Here is a 24,256-nt window from a genome sequence, read left to right on the forward strand (position 1 = left end):
TGCGGTTCTGGTCGGCCCCGAGTATATCTGGAGGGCGCCGAATGTCTCGCCAAACCGGAAAGATCGCCATGCTGAACCTTGCCGACATCAAGCTGCTGCGCCACCACGCCCATGTGAACGGCCAATGGATTCACGCTGATTCCGGGGCCAGCCTGGCGGTGACCAATCCGGCCGACGGCTCGGTGATCGTGCGGGTGGCCTCGGTCGGTCAGGCCGAGACGCGGCGCGCCATCGAGGCGGCCAACGCGGCCCTTCCGGCGTGGCGAGCCATGACCGCCAAGGACCGCGCCGCCATCTTGCGGCGCTGGTTCGAGCTGATCATCGCCAACACCGACGATCTGGCCCGGCTGATGACCGCCGAGCAGGGCAAGCCGCTGGCCGAGGCCAAGGGCGAGGTGGTCTACGGCGCCGCCTTCGTCGAATGGTACGCCGAAGAGGCCAAGCGGGTGTACGGCGACGTCATCCCGGCGACCGCGCCCGGCCGGCGCATCGTGGTGACCAAGGAACCGATCGGCGTGGTGGCGGCGATCACGCCATGGAACTTCCCCATCGCCATGATCACCCGCAAATGCGCCCCGGCCCTGGCTGCCGGCTGTACAGTGGTGGTCAAGCCGGCCGAGGACACGCCGCTGTCGGCTTTGGCCCTGGCCGAACTGGCGGTGCGGGCGGGCTTTCCCGCCGGCGTGCTGAACGTTTTGCCCACCGAGGATTACGTCGCGGTCGGCGCCGAGCTGACCGCCAATCCGATCGTGCGCAAGCTGTCCTTCACCGGTTCGACCGAGGTCGGCAAGCTGTTGATGAAGCAATGCGCCGACACCATGAAGAAGGTCAGCTTCGAATTGGGCGGCAATGCGCCGTTCATCGTGTTTGACGATGCTGACTTGGACGCGGCGGTGGCGGGTGCCATGGCCTCGAAATACCGCAATACCGGCCAGACCTGCGTGTGCGCCAACCGAATCCTGGTCCAGGCCGGAATCTACGATGCCTTCGCCGCCAAGCTGGCCCTGGCGGTGGGCAAAATGGTGGTCGGCGCCGGCCTGGCCGGCGAGACCCATCAGGGGCCGCTGATCAACCAGGCGGCGGTGGAAAAGGTCGAACGCCACATCGCCGACGCCATCGCCAAGGGGGCCAAGGTGATGTTGGGCGGCGGACGCCATCCCTTGGGCGGCACCTTCTTCCAGCCGACCATCCTGACCGACATCACGCCTTCCATGCTGGTGGCCAAGGAAGAGACCTTCGGGCCGGTGGCGCCGCTGTTTCGCTTCGAAACCGAGGCCCAGGCGATCCAGATGGCCAACGACACCGAATTCGGCCTGGCCGCTTATTTCTATTCACGCGATATCGGTCGCTGCTGGCGGGTGGCGGACGCGCTGGAATACGGCATCGTCGGCATCAACGAAGGCATCATCTCGACCGAGGTCGCCCCCTTCGGCGGGGTCAAGGAATCCGGCATCGGCCGCGAAGGGTCGAAATACGGGATCGAGGAGTTCCTTGAGGTCAAATATCTGTGCATGGGCGGGCTGGCCTGACCTGACGGGGCCAGCCGCTTCCCCTTAGGCCTTCTTCTTGGCCGGCGCCTTGGGCTTGGCCGCTGCCTTCGCCTTGGCCGGGGCTTTGGCTTTCGGTGCGGCCTTGGCCTTTGGTGCGGCCTTGGCCGCCCTGGCCGCGGCCACCATCTCTTCGGCACGCAACCAATGCTCGTGGTCCCGGCCCTCGGGGCGGCCTTCGTCCTCCCAGATCTGATGGGCTAATTGGCGGATCTTGTTCTGGTGGTCGGTGCTCATCGCTTCGCCTCGGGCTGAAATCAAGTTGGCAAATAATATCGTCCAGGGACTTCAGAATTCTACCCTGAATTTAGGCGTCTGGGATAAGGGTTGGTGCACACTATGCAGCCCCGGCTCATCCATGTAAGCTCTGTCGTTACATCTAATTTTGGTAGAAAAAATTGCCGTACTGTGCGTTACTTCCAATACGATCGGCGAGGGGTGAAGCGGTGAAATAGGCCAAAAGAATGAGGTCGATAGGAGGCTAGAATGGGACGTGCCGGCAATATTTCGGTCAAGGCCAGAATCTGGGGTGGTTTCGCCATTGTTCTGGCGGCATTGGTGGTGGTTGCCCTGCTCGGCGTCTTCTCGCTGAGCCGTTCCACGAACAGCTTTGCCCGGTTCGAGACGATCAGTTCGAACGTTGCGCGGATGATGACCATCGAGCGCAACTTCGTCGGCATGCGCCGCAATGTGACCGCCTACGTCTATACCGGCGACCCCAAGGCCCAGGAGCGCGCCAAGGAGCTGATCGGTCTGATCAATTCCCAAATTGCCGATCTAACGGCCCGAATCGTTATCCCCGAGGTCAAGGCCAAGGTTGAAAAGGTCGCCACAGGCTTCGATGGTTACTCGAAAAATTTCGAGGCATTGCAGGTTTTGCGCCTAACGCGCGACCAGATGGTCAACGAACAGATGAACCCGTTGGGTGAAAAACTCGAGGCCGATCTTTCGCAGATCATCGATTCCGCCATGGCCGATCACGATTTCGAGGCGGCGGCGCTGGCCGGAGTGACTCAGGAACGCCTGATGAAAATGCGCTTGCTGGCTCTGCGCTTCCTGGCCAATCCCAATCCCGCTTTGGTCGAAGCCGCGGGCAAACAGTTCCAGGTCTTGGAAGAGTCGGTGAAGATTCTGGGCCGGCGTTTGAACAACCCGGCGCGCAAGCGGATGGCGGTCGAGGCCGATGAGTTGGCCGACAAGTATCGTGCGGCGTTTGTCAGCGCATCCGCCGCCATTCTTGAACGCAACAAGCTGGCCACCGAGACCATGGTCGCCCAGGCCGCCGAAATCGCCGCAAGCGCCAACGACGTTCTGGACGTGCAACGCAAGGGGTTGGCCAAGACCAAGGCCCAGACCGATGACGATGCGCAATTCAGCTCCGTCCTGGTCGAGACCGGCAGCCTTGCCGCCCTGCTGTTCGGCTTGGCCGCCGCCTTCCTGATCGCCCGCTCGATCGTCAATCCGGTCAACGCCATGACCGGGGTGATGGGCCAACTGGCCGCCAACAATCTCGCGGTTGCCGTACCTTATGCCGACCGTGGCGACGAAATCGGCGCCATGGCCAAGTCGGTCGATCACTTCAAGAGCCAGATGATCCGTGTCCGTCAGTTGGAAGCGGAGCAAGAGGAGCAAAAACGCCAGGCCGAGGCCGATCGCCGCGCCGCCATGAACCACATGGCCGATTCGTTCGAATCCAGCGTCGGCAAGGTCGTGCAGACGGTCACCAGCGCGGTGACCGAACTGCAGGCCTCGTCCAGCCAGATGGCCGCCACCGCCACCGAAACCAGCCACCAGGCCACCGCCGTCGCCGCGTCGGCCTTGCAGGCCTCGACCAACGTACAGACGGTGGCGTCGGCCACCGAGGAACTGGCGGCATCGATCAACGAAATCTCGCATCAGGTCGAGCGGTCGCTGCAAGTCGCCGCCCGGGCCGACGAGGAAGCCAAGCACACCACCGAAATGGTCGAGAACCTGTCCTCGGCGGTGGGCCAGATCGGCCAGATCGTGCAGCTGATCAATGCCATCGCCGGCCAGACCAACCTTTTGGCCTTGAACGCCACCATCGAGGCCGCGCGGGCCGGCGATGCCGGCAAGGGCTTTGCGGTGGTCGCCGGCGAGGTCAAGAACCTGGCCAGCCAGACCGCCAAGGCGACGGAAGAGATCACCGCCCACATCCAGGCGGTGCAGCAAGGCACCCAGGAAGCGGTCAAGGCCATCGACAGCATTTCCAAGGTCATCCGCGAGGTCAACGAGATATCGACCACGGTGGCCTCGGCGGTGCAGGAGCAGACGGCGGCCACCGACGAAATCGCCCGCAATGTCGAGCAGGCGGCGTCGGGCACGCAGGAAGTGTCGGCCAATATCGGGTCGGTCGAACAGGCCGCCAACGATACCGGCGGGGCGGCCGAACAGATCCGCATGTCGGCGACCGAATTGTCCGAACAGGCCGAATATCTGCGGGGCGAGGTCACCCGCTTCCTCGATCAGGTCCGCTCGGACAAGGACGAGATGAAGTTGATGCCGTGGCTGCCGGAATACGAAACCGGCATCTCGGTCATCGACAGCCACCATCGCGCCTATCTCGACCAATTGAACTCGTTGTTCGCCGACATGATGACCGGCGACGGCGGCAAGGGAATCGTCAAGGTGCTGCCGACCATGCTGGACATGATGAAAGCCCATTTCGCCGAGGAAGAGGCGCAGATGACCAAGGCCGGCTATGCCAAGCTGGCGCAGCACCAGGCCAATCATCGCCGCTTCGTCGATGGCTTTACCAACGGCAAACGGGCCATCGAGGAGGGGCGTGACGGCGCCACCACCGCCTTGTTCGACTTCCTGGCCACATGGACCCGCGAGCATTTCGCCCATGACGACCACGACATGGCCTTGGCCCTGACCGGCAAGACCGCCGCTTGACCCTGTCGCGCGGCTCCTTCTAACCCCGGCCCCCATCGGGCCGGGGTTTTTGTTTGCGCCCCTGGCGAGTAATTCTTCTGTCGCTACACCGGGGATAAGTCCTACAGGATAGACCTTACGTAGGTGGCGGCGAAGGTGTACGCTGCGTACAGGACATACCTTGGACTCAACCGGGGTGTCAGGGCAAAGAGACAAAGGGAGCCTGCCATGAAATCCATAAGCCTTGGCCGCAAGATTATGGGCACGTTCCTGCTGATCGGGCTGATCCCGCTGGCGGTGGTCGGTGTCATTTCGGTCAACAAGGCGGAGCAGGCCTTGAAGACTCAGGCGTTCGGGAAGTTGGACGCTGTCCGCTCCATCAAAAGCGGTCAGATTTCGCGATTCTTTCAGGAACGACTGGGCGATATCGACGTCTTGTCACTGATCGCCGGCAATGGTGGCTATGCCCAGCCATCGGCGCTCAATCCGGCGAAAGAGGCGTTTTTGGCCGATTACGTCAAGGCCTATGGCTATTACGACCTGTTCCTGATCGAACCGGGCGGGCAGGCCTTTTTCACGGTGGCCAAGGAAGCCGACTATCAGACCAATTTCCTGACCGGCCCTTATGCGCAAAGCAATATGGGCAAACTGGTCCGCGAGGTGATGAAGACCGGAAAGGCCGCGATCAGCGATTTCGCCCCCTATGCACCGTCCAACAACGAGCCGGCGGCCTTCGTCGCCGCCCCGGTCAAGGATGGGGGCGCGATCAGCGGGATCGTCGCCTTGCAGCTGTCGCTGGAGGCGATCAACTCGATCATGCAGGAACGCAACGGCATGGGCCAGACCGGCGAGACCTATCTGGTCGGCCAGGACAAGCTGATGCGGTCGGATTCGTTCCTTGACCCCGCCGGTCACTCGGTCAAGGCGTCGTTCGCCGATCCGGCCAAGGGCGCCGTCGCCACCGACGCCTCGCGCGAGGCGCTGGCCGGCAGGACCGGCACCAGCATCATCATCGATTACAACGGCAATCCGGTGCTGTCGTCTTATGCGCCGGTCACGGTCGGAGCGACCAGTTGGGCGGTTATCGCCGAAGTGGACGAGGCCGAGGCCTTCGCCGAAGTCTTCGCCCTGCAGAAGATGGTCGGCATGATCGGCCTGCTGGCGGCTTTGATCACCGCCGCGGTCGCCATCGGTGTCTCCCGGTGGATTTCCCGCCCGATCAAGTCGATGACCGGGGTGATGGGCCAACTGGCCGCCCACAATCTGACCGTCGAGGTGCCCTTCGCCGACCGTGGCGACGAAATCGGCGCCATGGCCAAGTCGGTCGATCACTTCAAGAACCAACTGATCCGCGTCCGCCAGCTTGAGGCGGAGCAAGAGGAACAAAAGCGCCAGGCCGAGGCCGATCGCCGTGCCGCCATGAATCACATGGCCGATTCGTTCGAATCCAGTGTCGGAAAGGTGGTGCAGACGGTGACCGGCGCGGTGACGGAATTGCAGGCCTCGGCCAGCCAGATGGCCGCGACCGCCACCGAAACCAGCCATCAGGCCACCGCCGTTGCCGCTTCGGCGCAGCAGGCGTCGGCCAATGTCCAGACGGTGGCTTCGGCGACCGAGGAACTGGCGGCGTCCATCAACGAAATCTCGCATCAGGTCGAGCGGTCGCTGCAAGTCGCCGCCAAGGCCGACGAGGAAGCCAGACACACCACCGCCATGGTGGAAAACCTGTCCACCGCCGTCGGCCAGATCGGCCAGATCGTGCAGCTGATCAACGCCATCGCCGGCCAGACCAACCTTTTGGCCTTGAACGCCACCATCGAGGCCGCGCGGGCCGGCGATGCCGGCAAGGGCTTCGCGGTGGTGGCCGGCGAGGTCAAGAACCTGGCCAGCCAGACCGGCAAGGCGACGGAAGAGATCACCGCCCACATCCAGGCGGTGCAGCAAGGGACTCAGGAGGCGGTCAAGGCCATCGACAGCATTTCCAGGGTCATCCGCGAGGTCAACGAGATCTCGACCACGGTGGCCTCGGCGGTGCAGGAACAGACGGCGGCCACCGACGAAATCGCCCGCAATGTCGAGCAGGCGGCGTCGGGCACCCAGGAGGTCACCGCCAATGTGGTGGTGGTTCAGCAGGCCGCCACCGATACCGGCGGGGCGGCCGAACAGATCCGCATGTCGGCGAGCGAGTTGTCCCAGCAGGCCGAGTACCTTCAAGGCGAGGTCAAGCGCTTCCTGGATCAGGTCCGTTCCGACAAGGAAGCGATGGTCCTGGTGGAGTGGCTGCCCGACTTCGCGACCGGCATCGCCGCCATCGACAGCCACCATCAGGCCTATCTGTCCAAGATCAACGCGCTGTACGGCGACATGATGACCGGCCAAGGCGGCAAGGCAATCGCCCGGATATTGCCTGGGCTGCTGGAAGAGATGAAGGCCCACTTCGCCGAGGAAGAGGCGCAGATGACCAAGGCCGGCTACGGCGAACTTGGGTCGCATCAGGCCAATCACCGGCGCTTCGTTGATGCCCTGGTCCAGGCCAAACGGGCCATCGAGGACGGCAAGGCCAATGCCACGTCCGAATTGTTCGACTTCCTGGCCAATTGGACTCGCCACCATTTCACCAACGACGACCGCCAAATGGCCTTGGCCTTGAGCTCGTCCGGTAAACGCGCGGCCTGAGAACCCACTGATCCAAGCCCCCCTGCCCGATGGACCGGGGGGCTTTTTCATGGCGGCGACACGGGGCTTGCGTAAATCGGTATTCCGGTACTAGAATGCGATACACAATCAGGGTCGGACGATATCGCCCGTGTATCAGAAGCCGATCCAGCCCCGGAGAGGAAACCATCATGAAAAGCACCCTGGCCGCCGGCCTGACCCATACCTGTCGTTGGACCGTCGATACCGCCCGCACCATCGGTTTTATGGGCGAGGAAGCCCGCGTCTACAGCACCCCGGCCCTGATCTACGACATGGAGATCACCAGCCGCGAGCTGCTGCTGGCCCATTCCGATGACGGCGAGGATTCGGTCGGCACCCGTGTCGAAGTGGATCACATGGCGCCGACGCTTCTGGGCCAATGGGTCGATCTGACCGTGACCATCGAGGAAGTGAAGGGGCCGGCGGTGACCTTCTCGTTCACCGCGCGGGACAATCTCGACAACATCGCCAAGGGTGTGCACAAGCGCTTCGTCGTCAATGTCGCCCAGACCAAGGGCCGCCTTGCCGCCAAGGCCGAGAAGCTGAAGGCGCTGTAGACGCCGCGCGAAAGGAAGCGACCATGACGAACTTTCGGGTGGCCGACGCCGTCGCGGCGATCGGGCGGGCGGTTGCGGCCGGCCGGACGGAACTGGATGCGGCCGAGATCGGCCTGCTGCTGGACGGGCTGGGCCTGGCCCAGGGCGAGGCGGGCGAAGCGGTCGATATCCGCGTCGGCCTGACCAACACCCGCGAGTTCGGCATGGTCATCAGCGCCGGCCTGGGCGGGGCCGACTTCGCCTTGGCCGACGGCCATTTCCGCAAGGACAGCGCCATCGTCCATGCCAGCACCGAACTGACCGACGGTGCCGATTTCCTGGCTCGCTTTACCCGCACCTTCGCCTATCGGCGTCTGGTGGCGGCCAGTCCGGTTTCCCCCGATGCCGCGCTGGCCGACCTGTTCGGCCGGTTGGTGGCGTTGGGCAACGCCATGGCCGCCGATCAAGTGTTGGCCGAACTGGTGCTGGACCCGGTGCGGATCGGGGCCAAGCCCGCGGTCGGCGCCGCCCGCTGCCGCTTGGGCCAGCCGGCGGCCAAGCGCCTGCCCCGGCCGATCGCCAAGATCGACAAGCTGATCCATCCCGGCCGCATCGGCATCATCGGGGTATCGGCGACCGGCATGAATTTCGGCCGCATCATCTTGAAGAACCTGATGGGCAGCGGCTATCCCAAGGACCAATTGCTGGTGATCAAGCCGGGCGAGGCCGAAATCGACGGCGTCACCTGCATCGACAGCCTGGCCGCCCTGCCGGACAAGCTGGACCTGCTGATCGTCGCCGTCGCCGCCGGTGCGGTCTATGATCTGGTCGACGAGATCATCGCCACCGACAAGGTTCATTCGGTGATGCTGATCCCCGGTTCCCTGGGCGAGACCCAGGCCAGCCGTGAGCCGGCCGCCGCCTTGGCGGCGAAAATCAATGCCGCTCATGGCAATCCCGGCGGCGGCCCGATCTTCCTGGGCGCCAATTGCCTGGGCGTGGTGTCCCATGCCGGCGGCTACGATTCGTGGTTCATCCCGTTGGAACGCCTGCCCAAGCCCAACAAGAAGCCCCGGCGCAATTCGGTGCTGCTCAGCCAAAGCGGCGCCTTCATGATCACCCGGCTCAGCCGCAATCCGTGGCTGGACCCGGCCTATATGCTGGCGCTTGGCAATCAGACCGACCTGACCCACGGCGACATGTTGACCTATTTCGCCGCGCGGCCCGAGCTCGAGACCATCGGCATCTATGTCGAGGGCTTCAAGGACGGCGACGGACTGGACTTCATTCGTGCCGTGCGCGCGGCGGTCAAATCCGGCAAGCAGGTGGTGGTCTACAAGTCCGGCCGCACCGAGGCCGGGGCCAAGGGGGTGATGGGTCATACCGCCTCGGTGGCGGGCGACCCGGTGCTGTTCGAGCAGGTGGTGCGCCATGCCGGCGCCATGGTCGCCTGCGACCCCGACCTGTTCGACGATCTGTTCTATATTGCCGGCTGCCTGCACCATAAGGACATCCGCGGCAACCGCGTCGGCGGCATTTCGGGGGCCGGCTTCGAGGCGGTCGGCATCGCCGATTCCATGGTCACCGAGACCGCCAGCCTGGAGGCCGGCCAGTTGGCCCCGGCCACCATCGCCCAGGTCCAGGACATCCTGGTGGCCAAGAAGCTGGACGCCCTGGTCGAGATCAGGAACCCCATCGACATCAATCCCGGCGCCGACGACGAGGCCCACCTGGCCATCGCCGAGGCCTTCCTGGCCGATGACGGCATCGATGCGGTGGTGCTGGGCATGGACCCGACGGCGCCGTCGGTGATGGCACTGGAAGACAGCAAATTGCGGCCCGGCATCGACATCAACAATCCCAAAAGCAGCGTCGCCTTGATGCCGGCGGTGGTGAACAGGAATGCCAAGCCGCTGATCGGCATCATCGATGGCGGACCGCTTTACGATGCCATGGCCGGCCGGCTGATGGACCAGGGCGTGTGCATCTTCCGCAATTGCTCGAGGGGCACCCGGGCCCTGGCCCACTATGTCGAGGCCCGCTTTGCGGCGAATGCCATCAAGGCTCGGGATTAGGGCTTTTGAACAATCGGGGGATCGGGCTATTGTCCGGTCCCCCGTTTCTATCAGGCCACCGGACCGATGACCGATTCCTTCATGTTCGCGCCCGAGATCGAGCGCCTGGACCGCCCCAGCCTTCGCGCCCTGCAACTGGATCGCCTGAAGGTCACCCTGGCCCGCGCCTATGCCAACGTGCCCCATTACCGCCGGGCCTTCGCCATGGCCGGGGTGACGCCCGATGATCTGACCCGCCTGGACGATCTGCGCCGCTTCCCGTTTACCGTCAAGACCGACCTGCGCGACAATTATCCGTTCGGCCTGTTCGCCGTGCCCCGCGAGCAATTGGTGCGCCTGCATGCCAGCTCGGGCACCACTGGCAAGCCCACCGTGGTCGGCTATACCAAGGCCGACATCGCCACCTGGTCGGGCCTGATGGCCCGCTCGCTGGCCGCCGCCGGGGTCCGTCCGGGCGACATGGTCCACAATTCCTATGGCTATGGGCTGTTCACCGGCGGCCTGGGCTTCCATTACGGCGTCGAGGCGCTGGGCGCCACCGTCACCCCGATGTCGGGCGGCCAGACCGAGCGCCAGATCGCCCTGATCCAGGATTTCGGCGCCACCGTGCTGGCGGCGACGCCGTCCTATGCGCTGAATCTGGTGGAAATGGCCGAGCAGATGGGCGTCGATCTGGCGAATGGTCCCTTGCGGGTCGGCGTGTTCGGCGCCGAGCCGTGGAGCGAAACCATGCGGGCCGAACTGGATCGGCGCCTTGGCATCAAGGCCGCCGACATGTACGGCCTGTCCGAGATCATGGGGCCGGGGGTGGCGATCGAATGCTCGGCCCGCGTCGGCCTGCACGGCTGGGAGGATGCCTTCCTGTTCGAGGTGGTCGATCCCGACACGCTGGAGCCGGTGCCGATGGGCGAGGCGGGCGAGCTGGTCATCACCACGCTGGCCAAGGAAGGCCTGCCGATGATCCGCTACCGCACCCGCGACATCACCCGGCTGACCGACGAGCCCTGCACGTGCGGGCGCAGCCATGTCCGTATCCTGCGGGTGACGGGCAGGAACGACGACATGCTGATCATCCGGGGCGTCAACGTCTATCCCAGCCAGATCGAATCGGTTCTGGTCGGTTTCCCCGGCATCGCGCCGCATTACCAATTGGTGGTGTCGCGCCAGGGCTCGATGGACCATCTGAGCGTCGAGGCCGAGGCGGTCGAGAACGCGACCGAGGAAGCCCGCCACCTGCTGGCCCATCAGGTCCGCCACCACATCAAGTCGATGATCGGCGTCTCGTGCGAGGTGCTGGTACGCCTGCCGGGCGAATTGCCCCGCAGTCAGGGCAAGGCGGTACGGGTCAGGGATCTGCGCAAAGGGTAGGGGGCGATAGCCACGAGCCGGGCGAACCCGCGCATGTCCATGTGGATAAAGGGGCCGGCTCGGTGAAGATTTGGCTTCGGCCGGTTTCGGTGGCCCGCAATGTCGGCTTGTCGGCGCACCAAATCGCGGAGATCGTCCGGATGGTTGTCGATCGACAGGCGCTGCTGCTGGAGGCTTGGGATGGGTTTTTCAATACCAAAGGCTGACGAGCGCGTGATGACGGTCAGGATCGACGATGCCGTCTTGTCCGTCGATCTTATGGACGGGCGCACCATTTCCGTCCCCCTTGCCTGGTATCCCCGTCTGCTGGCCGCGTCCTCTTCGCAGCGGGAGCATTGGGAGTTGGCGGACGGCGGCTACGGGATACATTGGCCCGAGCTTGATGAAGACCTCAGTACCGAGGGATTGTTGCGAGGAGCACCGGCTCCCTCGCGGTAGGCGGGCTCACACCCGCCGGAACACCCCCCAGGTGAAGGATTGGGTCTTGCCTGCCGGCGTGACGTGGTCTTCGCGGCGGGTTTCGATCAGCTCGAAATCCGGCCCCAGCACGCGGGCCAGGGATTCGATGTCGTGGCGGGCCACGGGCAAGCCGCTGCACTTTTCCGGCCCGTCGGGGGCGAAGGTGGCCAGGATCACCGTGCCGCCCGGCACCAAAGCGGTCATCAGGATGCGGCGATAGGCCTTCTGGTCCTCGGGCCGGGTCAGGAAATGAAACACCGCCCGGTCGTGCCACAATTCGAACAGGCCGGGCACCGGCCGCCATTCCAGGATGTCGGCCTCGATCCAGGTGACGTCGTCGCCGGCCGGCCCCAATCGTTCCGCCGCCTGGTCCAGCGCCGCCTGGGAAATGTCGAGCACCGCCACATGGTGCCAGCCGCGCTCGATCAGCCGATCGACCAGAGCCGAGGCGCCGCCGCCGATGTCGATGATGCCGGCATCCTTGCGTAAGGCCTGGCGCTCGATCAGCTCCATGGACAGGGTCGGCTCGGGCTGGAACCAGCTGACCTCGTCGGCCTGCTTGGTGGTCCACACCTTCTGCCAGTGATCCTTGCGTTCCTCGTCGATGGTCATGATGCTCTGAATTCCGATGGTGATTGCATTGTGATATCGCCGGCCGTTGTCGTCACGCTGGAAATCGCGCTTGCTCCGTCGTATATCAACTGCCTTCGCCTCTCGCGATTGCGAGATGGCACTGGCTGATCTTCGAGGATGACATGGCGGACGTGTGGACTCCCGACACCTGGCGGACCAAGACCTTGCACCAGGTTCCGACCTATCCGGACCAGGCCAAGCTGGCCCAGACCGAAGAGGCGCTGGCCACCTTTCCGCCGCTGGTGTTCGCCGGTGAGGCCCGGCGCCTGAAGGCGTCGTTGGCCAATGTCGCCGACGGCAAGGCCTTCCTGCTGCAGGGCGGCGATTGCGCCGAAAGCTTCGCCGAATTCCGCGCCAACAACATCCGCGATACCTTCCGCGTCATGCTGCAGATGGCGGTGGTGCTGACCTACGGCGCCGCCATGCCGGTGGTCAAGGTCGGCCGCATGGCCGGCCAGTTCGCCAAGCCGCGCTCGGCCGACAACGAGACCATCGACGGCGTGACCCTGCCCAGCTATCGCGGCGACATCATCAACGGCATCGAGTTCACCCCCGAGGCCCGCATCCCCGATCCCGACCGCATGGTCCGCGCCTACAACCAGTCGGCCGCCACGCTGAACCTGTTGCGCGCCTTCGCCCAGGGCGGCTATGCCGACCTGCACAAGGTGCATCAGTGGACGCTGGGCTGCGTCGCCGGCAGCCTGCAGGGCAAGCTGTACGAGGAAATGGCCAACCGCCTGTCCGAGACGCTGGCCTTCATGGGCGCCTGCGGCATGACCAGCGAGACCACCCCCCAGATCCGCGAGACCGAGTTCTTCACCAGCCACGAGGCGCTGTTGCTGCCCTACGAGCAGGCGCTGACCCGCATCGATTCGACCTCGGGCGACTGGTACGATTGCTCGGCCCACATGCTGTGGATCGGCGAGCGCACCCGCCAGTTGGATGCCGGCCATGTCGAGTTCCTCAGGGGCGTCAAGAATCCGATCGGCTTCAAGGCCGGCCCCGGCATGTCGGGCGACGATCTGCTGCGTTTGATCGACAGCTTGAACCCCGCCAACGAGCCCGGCCGCATCACCGTCATCACCCGCATGGGCGCCGAGAAGATCGAGGAAAAGCTGCCAGCCCTGGTCCGCCACGTCACCCGCGAGGGCCGTTCGGTGGTGTGGTCGTGCGACCCGATGCACGCCAATACCGTCAAGGCCAGCACCGGCTACAAGACCCGCGAGTTCGACCGCATCCTGGCCGAGGTCCGCGCCTTCTTCGCCGTGCACAAGGCGGAAGGCACCCATGCCGGCGGCGTCCATTTCGAGATGACCGGCCAGGATGTCACCGAATGCGTCGGCGGCAGCAAGGCGGTGACCGAGGCCCGGCTGGGCGATCGCTACCACACCCATTGCGACCCGCGCCTGAACGCCAACCAGGCCCTGGAGCTGGCCTTCCTGATCGCCGACCAGCTGAAGGCGGAACGCCTGAGCGACCAGGCGGCCAAGGTGGCGGCGCGCTAAGCGGCAGGGATCAGACCAGCGCTTCCGCTTCGGCCGCCTTGGTCTCGTCGCCCAGGCGGCGAAACAAGGTGGCTGCATGGATCAGGTGGCGCCGGGCCGGTGCCGATTGGGTCGGCGCGATCAGCCGGGCATATTCCACCAGGGTTTCGGCCTCGGTCCGCAGATCGCCGATGGCCGCGTAAAGATGACGCGAGGCGTTCAGCGCCTCCTTGGCGCCCTCCAGGTCGCCCATGTCCGTGGCGACATGGCCGACGCCGCGCAGGGCCGCCGCCTCGCCCAGGGCGTCGCCGGCCTCGCGGTAAAGATCGACCGCTTCGCTGAAGGATTGGCGCGCCAGGTCGGCATGACCCAGGCGGCGCTGCAGCGCCGCCACCGCTCGCAAGCCGTTGGCCTGGCCCAAGGTGTCGTGGGCCTGGCGGTACAGGGTCAGGGCGCTTGTGTAATGGTCCAGGGCGCGATCGTGGCGGCCCAGGTCCCGTTCCAGGTGTCCCAACCGCTTGGCGACATGGGCCTGGCCCGATATGTCGCAGGCGGCGTCGAACATCTCGCCGGCCGATTGATAGAACTGCCGGGCTTCGGCTTCGTGGCCCTCGCGCCACGCCAGCGCGCCCAGGCGGACCAGGGCACCGGCCTGGCCGCGCCCATCGCCCGCCGCCGACAGCACCGCGCGGGCCTCGGCATAGGTTTCGCGGGCGTGGGAATGCATGCCGGTCTCGGCTTCGAGATCGCCCAATTGCAGCAGCGCCTGTCCTTCGCAGGAATGGTCGCCCTGTTCGTGGGCCTGCAGGCGGGCGCGGCGGAAGGCCTCGGCGGCTCGCTGCGGCTCGCCGGCCAGCCACAGCCGTTCGGCGTCGTCCAGCGTCAGTTCCGCCTTGCTCTTGCCCATGATTCGCTCCGCGCGTGAAGGGGGTCGGGCGACAATGGTAAGCCGATGGCGGGCCGGGGTAAACCGTTGCCGATGTCTCCGGTTCAACCAAAATTACGCTTGGACACCGGCAGCGGGGAGGGGTAAACCTTGGTTATGCGTTTCGGCATTTTCATGCTGGTGTTTCTTGCCCCCATGGCGGCGGTCGCGGCCGACTGCACGGCGCCCGCCGACGCGCGGGTCGATTGGCAGCGCTGCTTCATGGATGGGCGCGATTTGGCCAAGGAAAAGCTGGCCGGGGCCAGGCTGCGCGAAACCAGTTTCCAGCGCGCCAACCTGGATGGCGCCGATCTTTCCCTGGTCGATGCCTATCGCGCCCGCTTCACCAGCGCCGAGATGCGCGCAGCAAGGCTTGACGGCGGCGTCTTCATCGAGGCCGACTTCACCAAGACCGACCTCGAGGGCGCGTCGCTGGTGGATGCCGACCTGCGGCGGACGCGGTTCTTTCGCGCCTCGCTGAAGGGGGCGAATTTGACCGGAGCCAAGCTGGCCGGGGCCGACTTCCTGCACGCCGATCTGTCGGGGGCGCGGTGGGTCGATGGGATCAAGATCTGCGCCGAGGGGTCGCTCGGCCAATGTCACTGAGTCCATGTCACTGAGATCGAGGCAGGTGTGTTCAAGTTCTCCGATCCGATCGAAGTCGCCGCCCATTGTGCCCGGGCCGCCCTGGGCATGATGGATCGGCACGGCGTGCCGGCGCATCCCAACAATTTCATCATCTGGTACGCCTTCGTGGCCGACCGCGACCCCGAATTGACCAAGGCGATCAACGGGGTGCTGCGGGCCGGGCAGAAATTCTCGGACGATGTCTGCGCCGATCTCTATGAACGCTTCTTCGGCACCAGCCAGCACGAGGCGGAATTGCGCGCCGTCGGCCAGCGCATCGAGAACGCCGTCGCCCAGGTGCTGGCCTATCTGTCCACCGCCAACCAAGGCGCGGCGCAATATGGCGAGGCGCTGGTCAGCTTCTCGGGCGAATTGAATCGCGATCCGGCCCCCAACGATCTGGGCGACCTGATCCGTGGCATCCTGGACGAGACCAAGTCGATGATCGAGGTCAACCGCCAGCTCGAGGAACGGCTGGAAAGCTCGTCGGGTGAGATCGCCCGCCTGCGCGAGGACCTGGACCAGTTGAAGCGCGAGGCCACCACCGACGCGCTGACCGGCCTGGCCAACCGCAAGCTGTTCGACGTCGCCCTGCGCGAAGCGGCGCTGGAAGGCGAGGAGGACCGCTCGTTCCTGTGCCTGCTGATGATCGACATCGATTTCTTCAAGCAATTCAACGACAGCCACGGCCACATGCTGGGCGATCAGGTGCTGAAGCTGGTGGCCCGCACCATCCAGGACAGCGTCAAGGGCAAGGACACCGCCGCCCGCTATGGCGGCGAGGAATTCGCGGTGATCCTGCCGGGCACCCGCCTCATCGAGGCGATCGCCGTGGCCGACACCATCCGCCGCAACGTCGCCAGCCGCAAGGTGCTGAACCGGCGCACCAATCAGGTGCTGGGTCAGGTGACCTTGTCGATCGGCGTGGCCGAGTACGAATTCGGCGAAAGCCTGGGCGCCTTTGTCCACCGCGCCGACGAGGCGCTTTACATGGCCAAGCGCGAGGGACGCAACCGGGTGATCAGCCAGACCGAGCTGCGCGGCACCCAGGCGCTTGATTTCGAGCCCTGATCGCCGCCCGCCACCGGGCCTGGCGGGTTACCAAACCATCCATTGGCCGGCCCACAGCCAAGCGACGGCCACCGCCATGGTGGCCAGCGTCATGGGGATGCCGGCGCGGGCGAAATCCAGGAAGCTCAGCCTGACCCCCGAGATGGCGGCCCGCTCGGCGACGATGATGTTGGCCAGGCTGCCCACCAGCAGCAGGTTGCCGGCCAGCGTCGACAACAGCGCCATGCCGTAAAGCGGGCCGACATCATCGACCGGCCACAAGGACAACAGCAGCATGGTCGCCGGCACGTTGCCGATGGTGTTGCTGGCCGCCAGCATCATCGGGGCCATCGCGCTCAGGCGGTCGGGCATCCAGCCGGTTTCCGCCAGCCACTCGATCGCCGTCGAGGCCATGCCGGTCGAGGAAAAGGCGTCGGTGACCACGAACAGGCAGGCGAACAACAGCAGCAGGTGCCAATCGACGGCGCCAATCATGTCGCGGCTGGCCAGACGGCGGCTGAGCAGCAGAAGGCCCGCCACCAGCAACGCGCCGACCTCGCGCGGCAGGTCGGTGGCGAACAGCGCCAGCAGGAAGATTATGGCGGCGACGCCCTTGCCGTATTGCCACGGGTCGGGACGCGGCACCGGAATGGCCGGCGGCGGCTGCGGCTCGGCGGTCAGCGCGCCCTTCCACAGCCACAGGATCATGCGGTGGACGATGACCAGGCTGATCAGGGCCGGCACCGCGCAGGCCACCATGAAATGCCAGAAATCCAGCCCGCCGACCTGGCCGATCAGGATGTTCTGCGGGTTGCCGATCACCGTCATCGCCGATCCGGCATTGGCGCCGCCGGCCAGGCCCAGCAGGAAGGGGCGGGGGTCCAGGCCCCTCTGGCGCACGCCCTCGGCCAGGATCGGGGTCATGGCGAATACCACGATGTCGTTGGCCAGGATCGCCGACAACAGGCCCGACACCAGGATGGTGACGAACAGGATGCGGCTGCTGGAGCCGGTGGCGGCGGCGACCCGGGCGGCGGCCATGCGGTAAAGGCCGGCTTCCTGGAACTGGGCCGAGACGATCATCAGGGCGAACAGCAGCAAAAGGGTCGGCATGTCGATGGCGGCGCCGGCCTCGTCCACATCCATGGCGCCGCTGACCAGCAGGCCGACGGCGGCCAGCAAGGCGATGCCGGTGCGGTCGAGCTTCAGGCCCGGAACACGGCCCAGGGCCATGCCGACATAGGTGAAGACGAACAGGCCGACCGTGACGGTGTCCATGGGGTCACAGACTAACCGGACCGGACGGCCCTGTCATGGCCTGTTACGGACAGGTGGCGTGCTGGTTGGCCTGGGCGAAGCCGGCGCACCACGGCACGCGGGCGGGCGTGCATTCGGCCCATTGGGCCGGCGGCCATTCGGCATGGCGCGCGCACACCTGGCAGGGTGGCTGGCCCGAGCCGCCGCATCCCTGGCTGATGCCGATCTGCGGCCGGGTGGTGCGGCCGACGCCCTGGCTGAACAGGCTGATTTCGTCGGGGCTTAACGAGCGGCGATAGATCACCACGTCGGCGATCTCGCCGCGGAAGGTCGATTTGATCCCCGGCCCGCCGCCCAGTCCGTAACGTCCGCTGAATGGCGCCGGCGCCACCGACACCGCCGGCAATTGCCGCTCGAAGGTCTTCCAGCCGTTGACCCACAGGATCAAGGTGCGGCTGGCGGCGTCGTGGGTCAGGGCGAAATGGGCCCAGCGCTTCCATTGCGGCGTGATGTCGGTGGTCAGCAATTGGGGCGTGGTGCCGTCGCCCAGGTCATAGGCCAGGGCGCCGCGGCGGCCGACCAACCCCAGCCGGCCGATGATCGGGGTGAAATCGGTTCCGGCGCTGTCGTACTTGATCCAGGCCGAAATGGCGAAATCGGCGAAATCGGCGGTGTCGTTGGGGGGGATCTCGATCCAGCCGCCGTCGAAGCGGGTGGAGCCGGTGAACGGCCCGGCCGTGGGCTCGATGGTCACGGCGCCTCGGCCGGTGCCGTGCAGTTCCCGGGGCGAGGCGTCGAAGCTGTCGTTGGTCAGCGGCCAATAGGCCCACAGATCGTCGGCCAAGCGATGGGCCAACGCCCCGCTTCCCGTCGCCGCGAACAGCGAGACGGCCAGCAACCATACGACGAACCTCATGTCGATCCCTCATCCCCAAAGGACCGAACCCCGGGGCAGGAGTAACACCCGCCAGCGGGCATGGCAAACGCCGAAATGTGACGCTATAGTCTGCCGCCATGTCCGACCCCTTCGCCCTCGACGACGACCTCCCCGCCGCGCCCGCGCCCCAGGCCCGCACCGCCCGCACCGTGCCGGACGATGCCCCCTGGCTGAAGGGCCTGAACCCGGAACAGCACCAGGCGGTCACCACCCTGGACGGGCCGGTGTTGGTTCTTTCCGGTGCCGGCACCGGCAAGACGCGGGTGCTGACCAGCCGGCTGGCCCATATCCTGGCCTCGGGCCGGGCCCATCCGTGGCAATGCCTGGCGGTGACCTTCACCAACAAGGCGGCGCGCGAAATGCGCGAGCGGGTGGCGCAACTGGTCGGTCCGGCGGCCGAATCGCTGTGGCTGGGCACCTTCCATGCCCTGTGCGTGCGCATCCTGCGCCGGCATGCCGAACTGGTGGGCTTGAAAAGCAACTTCACCATCCTGGATTCCGACGATCAGTTGCGGCTGCTGAAGCAGGTGATGGAGGCCGAGGGCATCGATCCCAAGCGCTGGCCGGCCCAGGCGGTGATGGGGACCATCCAGCGCTGGAAGGATCGCGGCCAGGTTCCGGCCAAGGTGGGGGGCGAAGGCGGCGACCTGGCCGGCGGCCGCATGCCCGAGATTTACCGGCTGTACCAGGAACGGCTGCGGGTGGTGAACGCCTGCGATTTCGGCGACCTGTTGCTGCACTGCCTGACCTTGTTCCTGGATCGCGCCGACATCCTGGCCGAGTATCAAGAGCAGTTCCGCTTCATCCTGGTCGATGAATACCAGGACACCAACGTCGCCCAGTATCTGTGGCTTCGGCTGTTGGCCCAGAAGCACAAGAACATCTGCTGCGTCGGCGACGACGACCAGTCGATCTATTCCTGGCGCGGCGCCGAGGTCGGCAACATCTTGAAGTTCGAAAAGGACTTCCCCGCCGCCCGGGTGATCCGGCTGGAGAGCAATTACCGCTCGACCCCGCACATCCTGGCCGCCGCCAGCCATCTGATCGCCCACAATCAGGGCCGGCTGGGCAAGACCCTGCGGCCCGGCCTGGACTTCCCCGAGGGCGAATCGGTCAAGGTGCGGGTCAGGGGGGTGTGGGACGGCCCCGAGGAAGCCCGTGTCGTCGTCGATGCCGTCGAGACCCACCAGCGGGCCGGGCAGGCGCTGGCCGGCATGGCCATCCTGGTGCGCGCCGGCTTCCAGACCCGCGAGTTCGAGGAACGGCTGATCACCACCGGAATTCCCTATCGCGTGCTGGGCGGGCCGCGCTTTTATGAGCGGCTGGAAATCCGCGACGCCATGGCCTATCTGCGCCTGGTCGCCTCGCCCGATGACGGGCTGGCGTTCGAACGGGTGGTCAACAATCCCAAGCGCGGTCTGGGCGACGCCGCCCTGCAGATGGTCCACGTGACCGCCCGGGCCAAGGGCCTTTCACTGTTCGAGGCCGCCCGCCTGCTGTCCGAGACCGACGAATTGAAGCCCAAGCCGCGCGCCGCCCTGGCCGGTTTTTGCGCCGACATCATGCGCTGGCGGGGCGACCTGGACCTGATCGGCCACGGCCCGCTGGCCGCGCGCATCCTGGACGAATCCGGCTATGTGGCGATGTGGAAGGCCGACAAGAGCCCCGAGGCGCCGGGCCGGGTCGAGAATCTGGGCGAGCTGATCCGGGCGCTGGGCGAGTATGAATCGCTGGAACAGTTCCTGGACCATGTCGCCCTGGTGATGGAAAACGACAATCGCGACGACCTCGACAAATTGGTCATCATGACCCTGCACGGGGCCAAGGGGCTGGAGTTCGACCGCGTGTTCCTGCCCGGCTGGGAGGAGGGCGTGTTCCCCCACCAGCGCGCCCTGGACGAGGGCGGCCTGGCCGGTCTGGAAGAAGAACGCCGCCTGGCCTATGTCGGCCTGACCCGGGCCAGGAAAAGCCTGCTGATCACCTTCGCCGCCAACCGCCGCATCTATAACCAGTGGCAGACGGCGCTGCCCAGCCGCTTCCTGGACGAGCTGCCCGACGACCATGTCGAGCGCGAGGCCGAGCGCGGCTTTCATACCGGCGGCGCCACCCAGTGGCGCAAACCGGCCGAGGTGGATACCTGGCAGGTTGCCCAGCGCCCGGCCGGCACCGATTTCGACCCCGGCGACCGCGTGCTGCACGCCAAGTTCGGCCCCGGCACGGTGGTCGCCGTCGACGGCGACAAGCTGGAAATCGCCTTCGACAAGGCCGGCACCAAGAAGGTACTGGGCAGTTTCGTCGAGTTGATGTAACGTATATCCCGCCGGCATATACAAAGGCGCATCGCCGATGACCACCACCACCTTGTTCCACAGCAACCGCTCGCAGGCCGTCCGGCTGCCCAAGGATGTCGCCTTCCCCGATGGCGTGCGCGAGGTGGCGATCCTGAAGGATGGCGCCCGGCGGGTGATCGTGCCGGCCGACGCGGTGTGGGACGACTTTTTCGACGCCGCCGGCCTGGACCTGCCCGAGCGCGGGCAGCCGGCAGCGCAGGATCGCGATTCCTTGTGATGTTGCGCTATCTGCTGGACACCAATCTCTGCATCCGCGTGCTACGGGATCGGCCTTCGGGCTTGCGGGCGCGCTTCAACGCCGAGGCGGCCTCGTTGTGCATCTCGACCGTGACCTTGGGCGAGTTGCTGTTCGGCGCCGAGACGTCGGCGCGGCCGGTCGAGACCCGAACCGAGGTCGAGCGATTCGCCGCGCGTCTGACCGTCTTGGCGTTCGACGACGCGGCCGCCGCCCATTTCGCCGACATCCGGGCCACCTTGGAACGCCAAGGCCGACGGATCGGCGCCTATGATTTGATGATCGCCGGCCATGCCCGCAGCCGCGGGCTGGTGGTGGTCACCGGCAACCTGGACGAATTCAGCCGGGTCGAAGGCCTGAGGGCCGAGGACTGGCTGGCCGACTGACTGACTGACGAAAGGCACCTTTGCATGCGTTCCGCTTTCCCTGCTATCTGGCACCTGCGTCTGAAGGTCGGACCCGACGCCCTTCCCCTGTTCGAAGAGGTGTTCGAGACCTTCGCCGAATCGGTGACGATGTTCATGGAGGACAAGTCGGGCATTTCCGACGGCGATTGCGACTGGTTCCTGGAAGGCTATTCGCGCACGCCGCCTGAGCGGGTCAAGATCGTCTCGGCCCTTTCGGCGGTGGCCGCCGCCCACGGCATCGACGTGCCGGCGCTGGACATCGAACAGCTCGACAATATCGATTGGGTGCTGGAAAACCTGCGCGACTTTCCGCCCATCGATGCCGGCCGTTTCTTCGTGCGCGGCAGCCATTGGCATGGCCGCGTGCCGGTGGGGCGCACCGAACTGCTGGTCGATGCCGGCACCGCTTTCGGCTCGGGCGAGCACGCCACCACCAAGGGCTGCCTGATGATGCTGGACCGCCTGGCCAAGCGCCGCCGGTTCATGAAGCCGCTCGACCTGGGCTCGGGCTCGGGCATCTTGGGCATCGCCATGGCCAAGATGTGGGCGGTCGATGTGCTGGCCACCGACATCGACCCGGCGGCGGTCAAGGTCGCCGCCATCAATGCCCGCCTGAACGGCGTCGCCAGCCGCTTCACCTCGGTCCTGTCCGACGGCTACCGCAATCCCGCCCTGAAGAAGGGCCGCCCCTTCGACATCATCGTCGCCAACATCCTGGCCAAGCCGCTGATGCGCATGGCCAAGGATCTGGCCGCCCACCTGGCTCCCGATGGCGTCGCCGTGCTGTCGGGCCTGTTGGACTGGCAGGAACGGATGGTGATGGGCACCCACGAGCGTCAGGGATTGCGCTTGAAGGACCGGGTTGTGCGTGACGGTTGGGCCACCTTGCTGATCGGGCGGTGACGAGCCCGTGAAACCACGCTACCATGGGGTGAAACAGAGGAGATCGAAATGACTCGTCGCCCCATGGTCGCGTTGCCGCTTCTGTTCCTGGCCGCCTGCGCGTCGCAGCAATCCGAGCCGATGGTCACCAAGGTCGCCGCCATGCCGCCCGGCGGCATGTGGGAGGTGGTGGGCGCCGCCGCGGTCGAGCCGTCGCCCACGCCGATGGCCTCGCCCTATCTGGGGCAGAAGATGATGCTGGCGCTTGACGCCGCCGGCGACCCAGCCGGGCGCTTGTGCAAGACCCCGGTCTTTCAGGGGTGGGACGCCAGCCCCGCCACGGTACTGGGCCCGACCCGGGGCGAGGCGACGCGCTCGGGCGCGGTCCGGCCGGTGCTCGAGGTCATGTGCGACGGCCAGTCCTTCGGGTCCTATGTCAGCCAGCCCGACGGCTCGTTGATGACCCGGGTCAACAATTGGGTGCTGACCCTGAACCGCGCCGCGCCGCCGCCGGCCCCGCCGCCAGTAATGTTGACGCCCGAGCCGGCTCCGGTCGCCGCGCCGACCCCGGCCCCGGCTCCGGCTCCGGCCCCGATGCTGGAAAAGCGCACCCTGGTCTATCTGGCGTCCTACAAGACCGAAGGCTCGGCCCAGGCCGGTTGGAAGGTGTTGGCCAAGGCCTCGCCGATCCTGGCCGGACAAAAGCCCTCGACGCAATCGGTCGACCTGGGCAAGAAGGGAAAATGGGTTCGTCTTTACGCCATGGCCAGTGACGAGGACGAACGCGCCAAGTTGTGCAAACAGCTTGGAAAGTTGGTGGATGAGTGCGGGGCGCGCAACCGCGAGTAGGGTCGTGAACCATACTTTTTTCTCCTAACACTTACGCACAGTGACTTGCTATCCTTAGCTGCGGTCTTCCTGCAAAGCAGGAAGCTTTTCGCTTGGCCGGAATGCAGGAGGCAGTCATCGGCGAAGTCGAATCGGACAAGCGGCCCTCGGGCGGCCGACGATGTCGGTCCCTGGTGGGGACGGCCCTCAAGACGTTTCTCGAAGTGGTCGAGCGGACGGCGGACGAGGACGGTTCGGTGTCGATGGATCAGGTCCGCCGCATCGCCAACGCCTTCATGGCCGCCGAAGGCCCGCTAAGCACCTTCTACGAAAAGACCGAATCGACCTGCGACGCCATTTTCGAGATGGCCTCGATCGAAAGAAAGCGCACCGATTATCTGGGCCGCCTGATCACCCATCCGTTCGGGCATCTGCTGGACCAGGCCGGCAGCGGCATCGAACGCAAGCATCTGCCGCAATTCTTCGCCGCCGTGCGCATGATCCTGGGCGACGAGATGCATTCGGAACTGAAGGCCAAGATCCGCCTGATCGCCGAAACGCACCGGGGCGAGGGCGGCCTGATCGAGTGGGAATCATTCCATACCGATCCCCGGGCCTTCCTGATCCTGGAACGGGTGCTGGTCACCATCGCCCGCTCGTTCCGCCGCTTCGACCCGCGCAAGGATTGGTTCCTGATCATGATGGATTCGTCTCCATCGGCGGTGTCGGTGGCGTCGAACGCGTTCGTGCCCAAGCGGGCCGAGGACAAGGCCCAGCGCCAATTCTCGGAACGCCAGATGGTGCAATTGTTCGAGGCGCTGTTCGCCCCGGTCCATCCCACCACCTATGACGATGACCGCCGGACTGGCTTCGTCGCGCAATACGGATCCGAGCCGCAGGCGGTGTTCGGGCCATTCTTCGTCGAGTTGAAGGCGATGGCCGGCCGCGTGGCGGCCTGACAGGCTCTTGGCCCCTCCGTCATGCCCGGACTTGATCCACGGCTGTCCGGTTAAATTTTCGCGGCACCATCCACACCCCTCGTCGTCATGGCCGGGCATGACCC

22 protein-coding genes are annotated in these 24,256 nt (G+C 65.7%); 17 read left to right on the forward strand and 5 right to left on the reverse strand.

Annotation, left to right across the window (positions count from 1 at the left end; all coding sequences use genetic code 11):
* Nucleotides 1-68: 68 nt before the first annotated feature.
* On the forward strand, nt 69-1,529 hold the full coding sequence (locus tag MTBLM5_RS18455; RefSeq protein WP_173977530.1) for an NAD-dependent succinate-semialdehyde dehydrogenase: 1,461 nt from the start codon (nt 69-71) through the stop codon (nt 1,527-1,529).
* A 24-nt stretch (nt 1,530-1,553) separates the two neighbouring features.
* Here MTBLM5_RS18455 and MTBLM5_RS18460 read toward each other — a convergent pair whose 3' ends face one another.
* Nucleotides 1,554-1,784, reverse strand: coding sequence for a DUF2934 domain-containing protein (locus MTBLM5_RS18460; protein WP_173977507.1), 231 nt, complete (start codon nt 1,782-1,784; stop codon nt 1,554-1,556).
* Between the two features lie 249 nt (nt 1,785-2,033).
* Here MTBLM5_RS18460 and MTBLM5_RS18465 point away from each other — a divergent pair, with 249 nt between their 5' ends.
* The 7 genes from MTBLM5_RS18465 (at nt 2,034) to MTBLM5_RS18495 (ending at nt 11,556) form a co-directional block, all read left to right on the forward strand.
* On the forward strand, nt 2,034-4,463 hold the full coding sequence (locus MTBLM5_RS18465; protein ID WP_173977508.1) for a bacteriohemerythrin: 2,430 nt from the start codon (nt 2,034-2,036) through the stop codon (nt 4,461-4,463).
* A 207-nt stretch (nt 4,464-4,670) separates the two neighbouring features.
* Nucleotides 4,671-7,118, forward strand: a complete 2,448-nt coding sequence (locus MTBLM5_RS18470) for a bacteriohemerythrin (protein ID WP_173977509.1) — start codon at nt 4,671-4,673, stop codon at nt 7,116-7,118.
* 170 nt (nt 7,119-7,288) lie between these two features.
* Nucleotides 7,289-7,696, forward strand: a complete 408-nt coding sequence (locus MTBLM5_RS18475) for a thioesterase family protein (RefSeq protein ID WP_173977510.1) — start codon at nt 7,289-7,291, stop codon at nt 7,694-7,696.
* Between the two features lie 23 nt (nt 7,697-7,719).
* Nucleotides 7,720-9,750 carry a CoA-binding protein gene (locus tag MTBLM5_RS18480; RefSeq protein WP_173977511.1) on the forward strand — a complete coding sequence of 677 codons (2,031 nt, stop codon included), beginning with the start codon at nt 7,720-7,722 and terminating at the stop codon, nt 9,748-9,750.
* Between the two features lie 66 nt (nt 9,751-9,816).
* Nucleotides 9,817-11,118, forward strand: a complete 1,302-nt coding sequence (locus MTBLM5_RS18485) for a phenylacetate--CoA ligase (protein WP_173977512.1) — start codon at nt 9,817-9,819, stop codon at nt 11,116-11,118.
* A 62-nt stretch (nt 11,119-11,180) separates the two neighbouring features.
* Nucleotides 11,181-11,324 carry a DUF4160 domain-containing protein gene (locus tag MTBLM5_RS19205; RefSeq protein ID WP_371814030.1) on the forward strand — a complete coding sequence of 48 codons (144 nt, stop codon included), beginning with the start codon at nt 11,181-11,183 and terminating at the stop codon, nt 11,322-11,324.
* 52 nt (nt 11,325-11,376) lie between these two features.
* Nucleotides 11,377-11,556: a DUF2442 domain-containing protein gene (locus tag MTBLM5_RS18495; protein WP_254431127.1), complete on the forward strand. Its 180-nt coding sequence runs from the start codon at nt 11,377-11,379 to the stop codon at nt 11,554-11,556.
* 6 nt (nt 11,557-11,562) lie between these two features.
* Here MTBLM5_RS18495 and MTBLM5_RS18500 read toward each other — a convergent pair whose 3' ends face one another.
* Nucleotides 11,563-12,189 carry a class I SAM-dependent methyltransferase gene (locus MTBLM5_RS18500; protein ID WP_173977514.1) on the reverse strand — a complete coding sequence of 209 codons (627 nt, stop codon included), beginning with the start codon at nt 12,187-12,189 and terminating at the stop codon, nt 11,563-11,565.
* Nucleotides 12,190-12,332: 143 nt separating this feature from the next.
* Here MTBLM5_RS18500 and MTBLM5_RS18505 point away from each other — a divergent pair, with 143 nt between their 5' ends.
* On the forward strand, nt 12,333-13,715 hold the full coding sequence (locus MTBLM5_RS18505; RefSeq protein WP_173977515.1) for a class II 3-deoxy-7-phosphoheptulonate synthase: 1,383 nt from the start codon (nt 12,333-12,335) through the stop codon (nt 13,713-13,715).
* A gap of 10 nt (nt 13,716-13,725) precedes the next feature.
* On the opposite strand, the gene MTBLM5_RS18510 is transcribed toward MTBLM5_RS18505, so the two are convergent.
* Nucleotides 13,726-14,601 (reverse strand): tetratricopeptide repeat protein, encoded by an 876-nt coding sequence (locus tag MTBLM5_RS18510; RefSeq protein WP_173977516.1) that lies wholly within the window; start codon nt 14,599-14,601, stop codon nt 13,726-13,728.
* A gap of 135 nt (nt 14,602-14,736) precedes the next feature.
* Here MTBLM5_RS18510 and MTBLM5_RS18515 point away from each other — a divergent pair, with 135 nt between their 5' ends.
* Together MTBLM5_RS18515 and MTBLM5_RS18520 are read left to right on the forward strand one after the other, a co-directional pair.
* Nucleotides 14,737-15,225, forward strand: a complete 489-nt coding sequence (locus MTBLM5_RS18515) for a pentapeptide repeat-containing protein (protein WP_173977517.1) — start codon at nt 14,737-14,739, stop codon at nt 15,223-15,225.
* A gap of 27 nt (nt 15,226-15,252) precedes the next feature.
* Nucleotides 15,253-16,317, forward strand: coding sequence for a GGDEF domain-containing protein (locus tag MTBLM5_RS18520; protein WP_254431126.1), 1,065 nt, complete (start codon nt 15,253-15,255; stop codon nt 16,315-16,317).
* A gap of 27 nt (nt 16,318-16,344) precedes the next feature.
* On the opposite strand, the gene MTBLM5_RS18525 is transcribed toward MTBLM5_RS18520, so the two are convergent.
* Nucleotides 16,345-17,574, reverse strand: a complete 1,230-nt coding sequence (locus MTBLM5_RS18525) for an anion transporter (protein ID WP_173977518.1) — start codon at nt 17,572-17,574, stop codon at nt 16,345-16,347.
* Nucleotides 17,575-17,617: 43 nt separating this feature from the next.
* Complete coding sequence (locus tag MTBLM5_RS18530; RefSeq protein WP_173977519.1) at nt 17,618-18,469, reverse strand: LamG domain-containing protein; 852 nt, start codon at nt 18,467-18,469, stop codon at nt 17,618-17,620.
* 98 nt (nt 18,470-18,567) lie between these two features.
* On the opposite strand from MTBLM5_RS18530, the gene MTBLM5_RS18535 reads away from it, so the two are divergent.
* From MTBLM5_RS18535 to MTBLM5_RS18560, 6 genes are all read left to right on the forward strand, one after another.
* Entirely contained in the window at nt 18,568-20,799 is a 2,232-nt protein-coding gene (locus MTBLM5_RS18535; protein ID WP_173977520.1) for an ATP-dependent helicase, read from the forward strand.
* A gap of 37 nt (nt 20,800-20,836) precedes the next feature.
* Nucleotides 20,837-21,058 (forward strand): type II toxin-antitoxin system VapB family antitoxin, encoded by a 222-nt coding sequence (vapB, locus tag MTBLM5_RS18540; protein ID WP_173977521.1) that lies wholly within the window; start codon nt 20,837-20,839, stop codon nt 21,056-21,058.
* On the forward strand, nt 21,058-21,462 hold the full coding sequence (gene vapC, locus MTBLM5_RS18545) for a tRNA(fMet)-specific endonuclease VapC (RefSeq protein ID WP_173977522.1): 405 nt from the start codon (nt 21,058-21,060) through the stop codon (nt 21,460-21,462). The genes vapB and vapC overlap by 1 nt, the downstream gene beginning before the upstream one ends.
* A 24-nt stretch (nt 21,463-21,486) precedes the next feature.
* Nucleotides 21,487-22,386, forward strand: coding sequence for a 50S ribosomal protein L11 methyltransferase (locus MTBLM5_RS18550; RefSeq protein ID WP_173977523.1), 900 nt, complete (start codon nt 21,487-21,489; stop codon nt 22,384-22,386).
* 48 nt (nt 22,387-22,434) lie between these two features.
* Nucleotides 22,435-23,214 carry a hypothetical protein gene (locus tag MTBLM5_RS18555; RefSeq protein WP_173977524.1) on the forward strand — a complete coding sequence of 260 codons (780 nt, stop codon included), beginning with the start codon at nt 22,435-22,437 and terminating at the stop codon, nt 23,212-23,214.
* A gap of 173 nt (nt 23,215-23,387) precedes the next feature.
* On the forward strand, nt 23,388-24,152 hold the full coding sequence (locus MTBLM5_RS18560; RefSeq protein ID WP_173977525.1) for a hypothetical protein: 765 nt from the start codon (nt 23,388-23,390) through the stop codon (nt 24,150-24,152).
* Nucleotides 24,153-24,256 lie beyond the last annotated feature (104 nt).

This window comes from Magnetospirillum sp. LM-5 (assembly GCF_902729445.1).
Classification (GTDB): Bacteria; Pseudomonadota; Alphaproteobacteria; order Rhodospirillales; family Magnetospirillaceae; genus Magnetospirillum.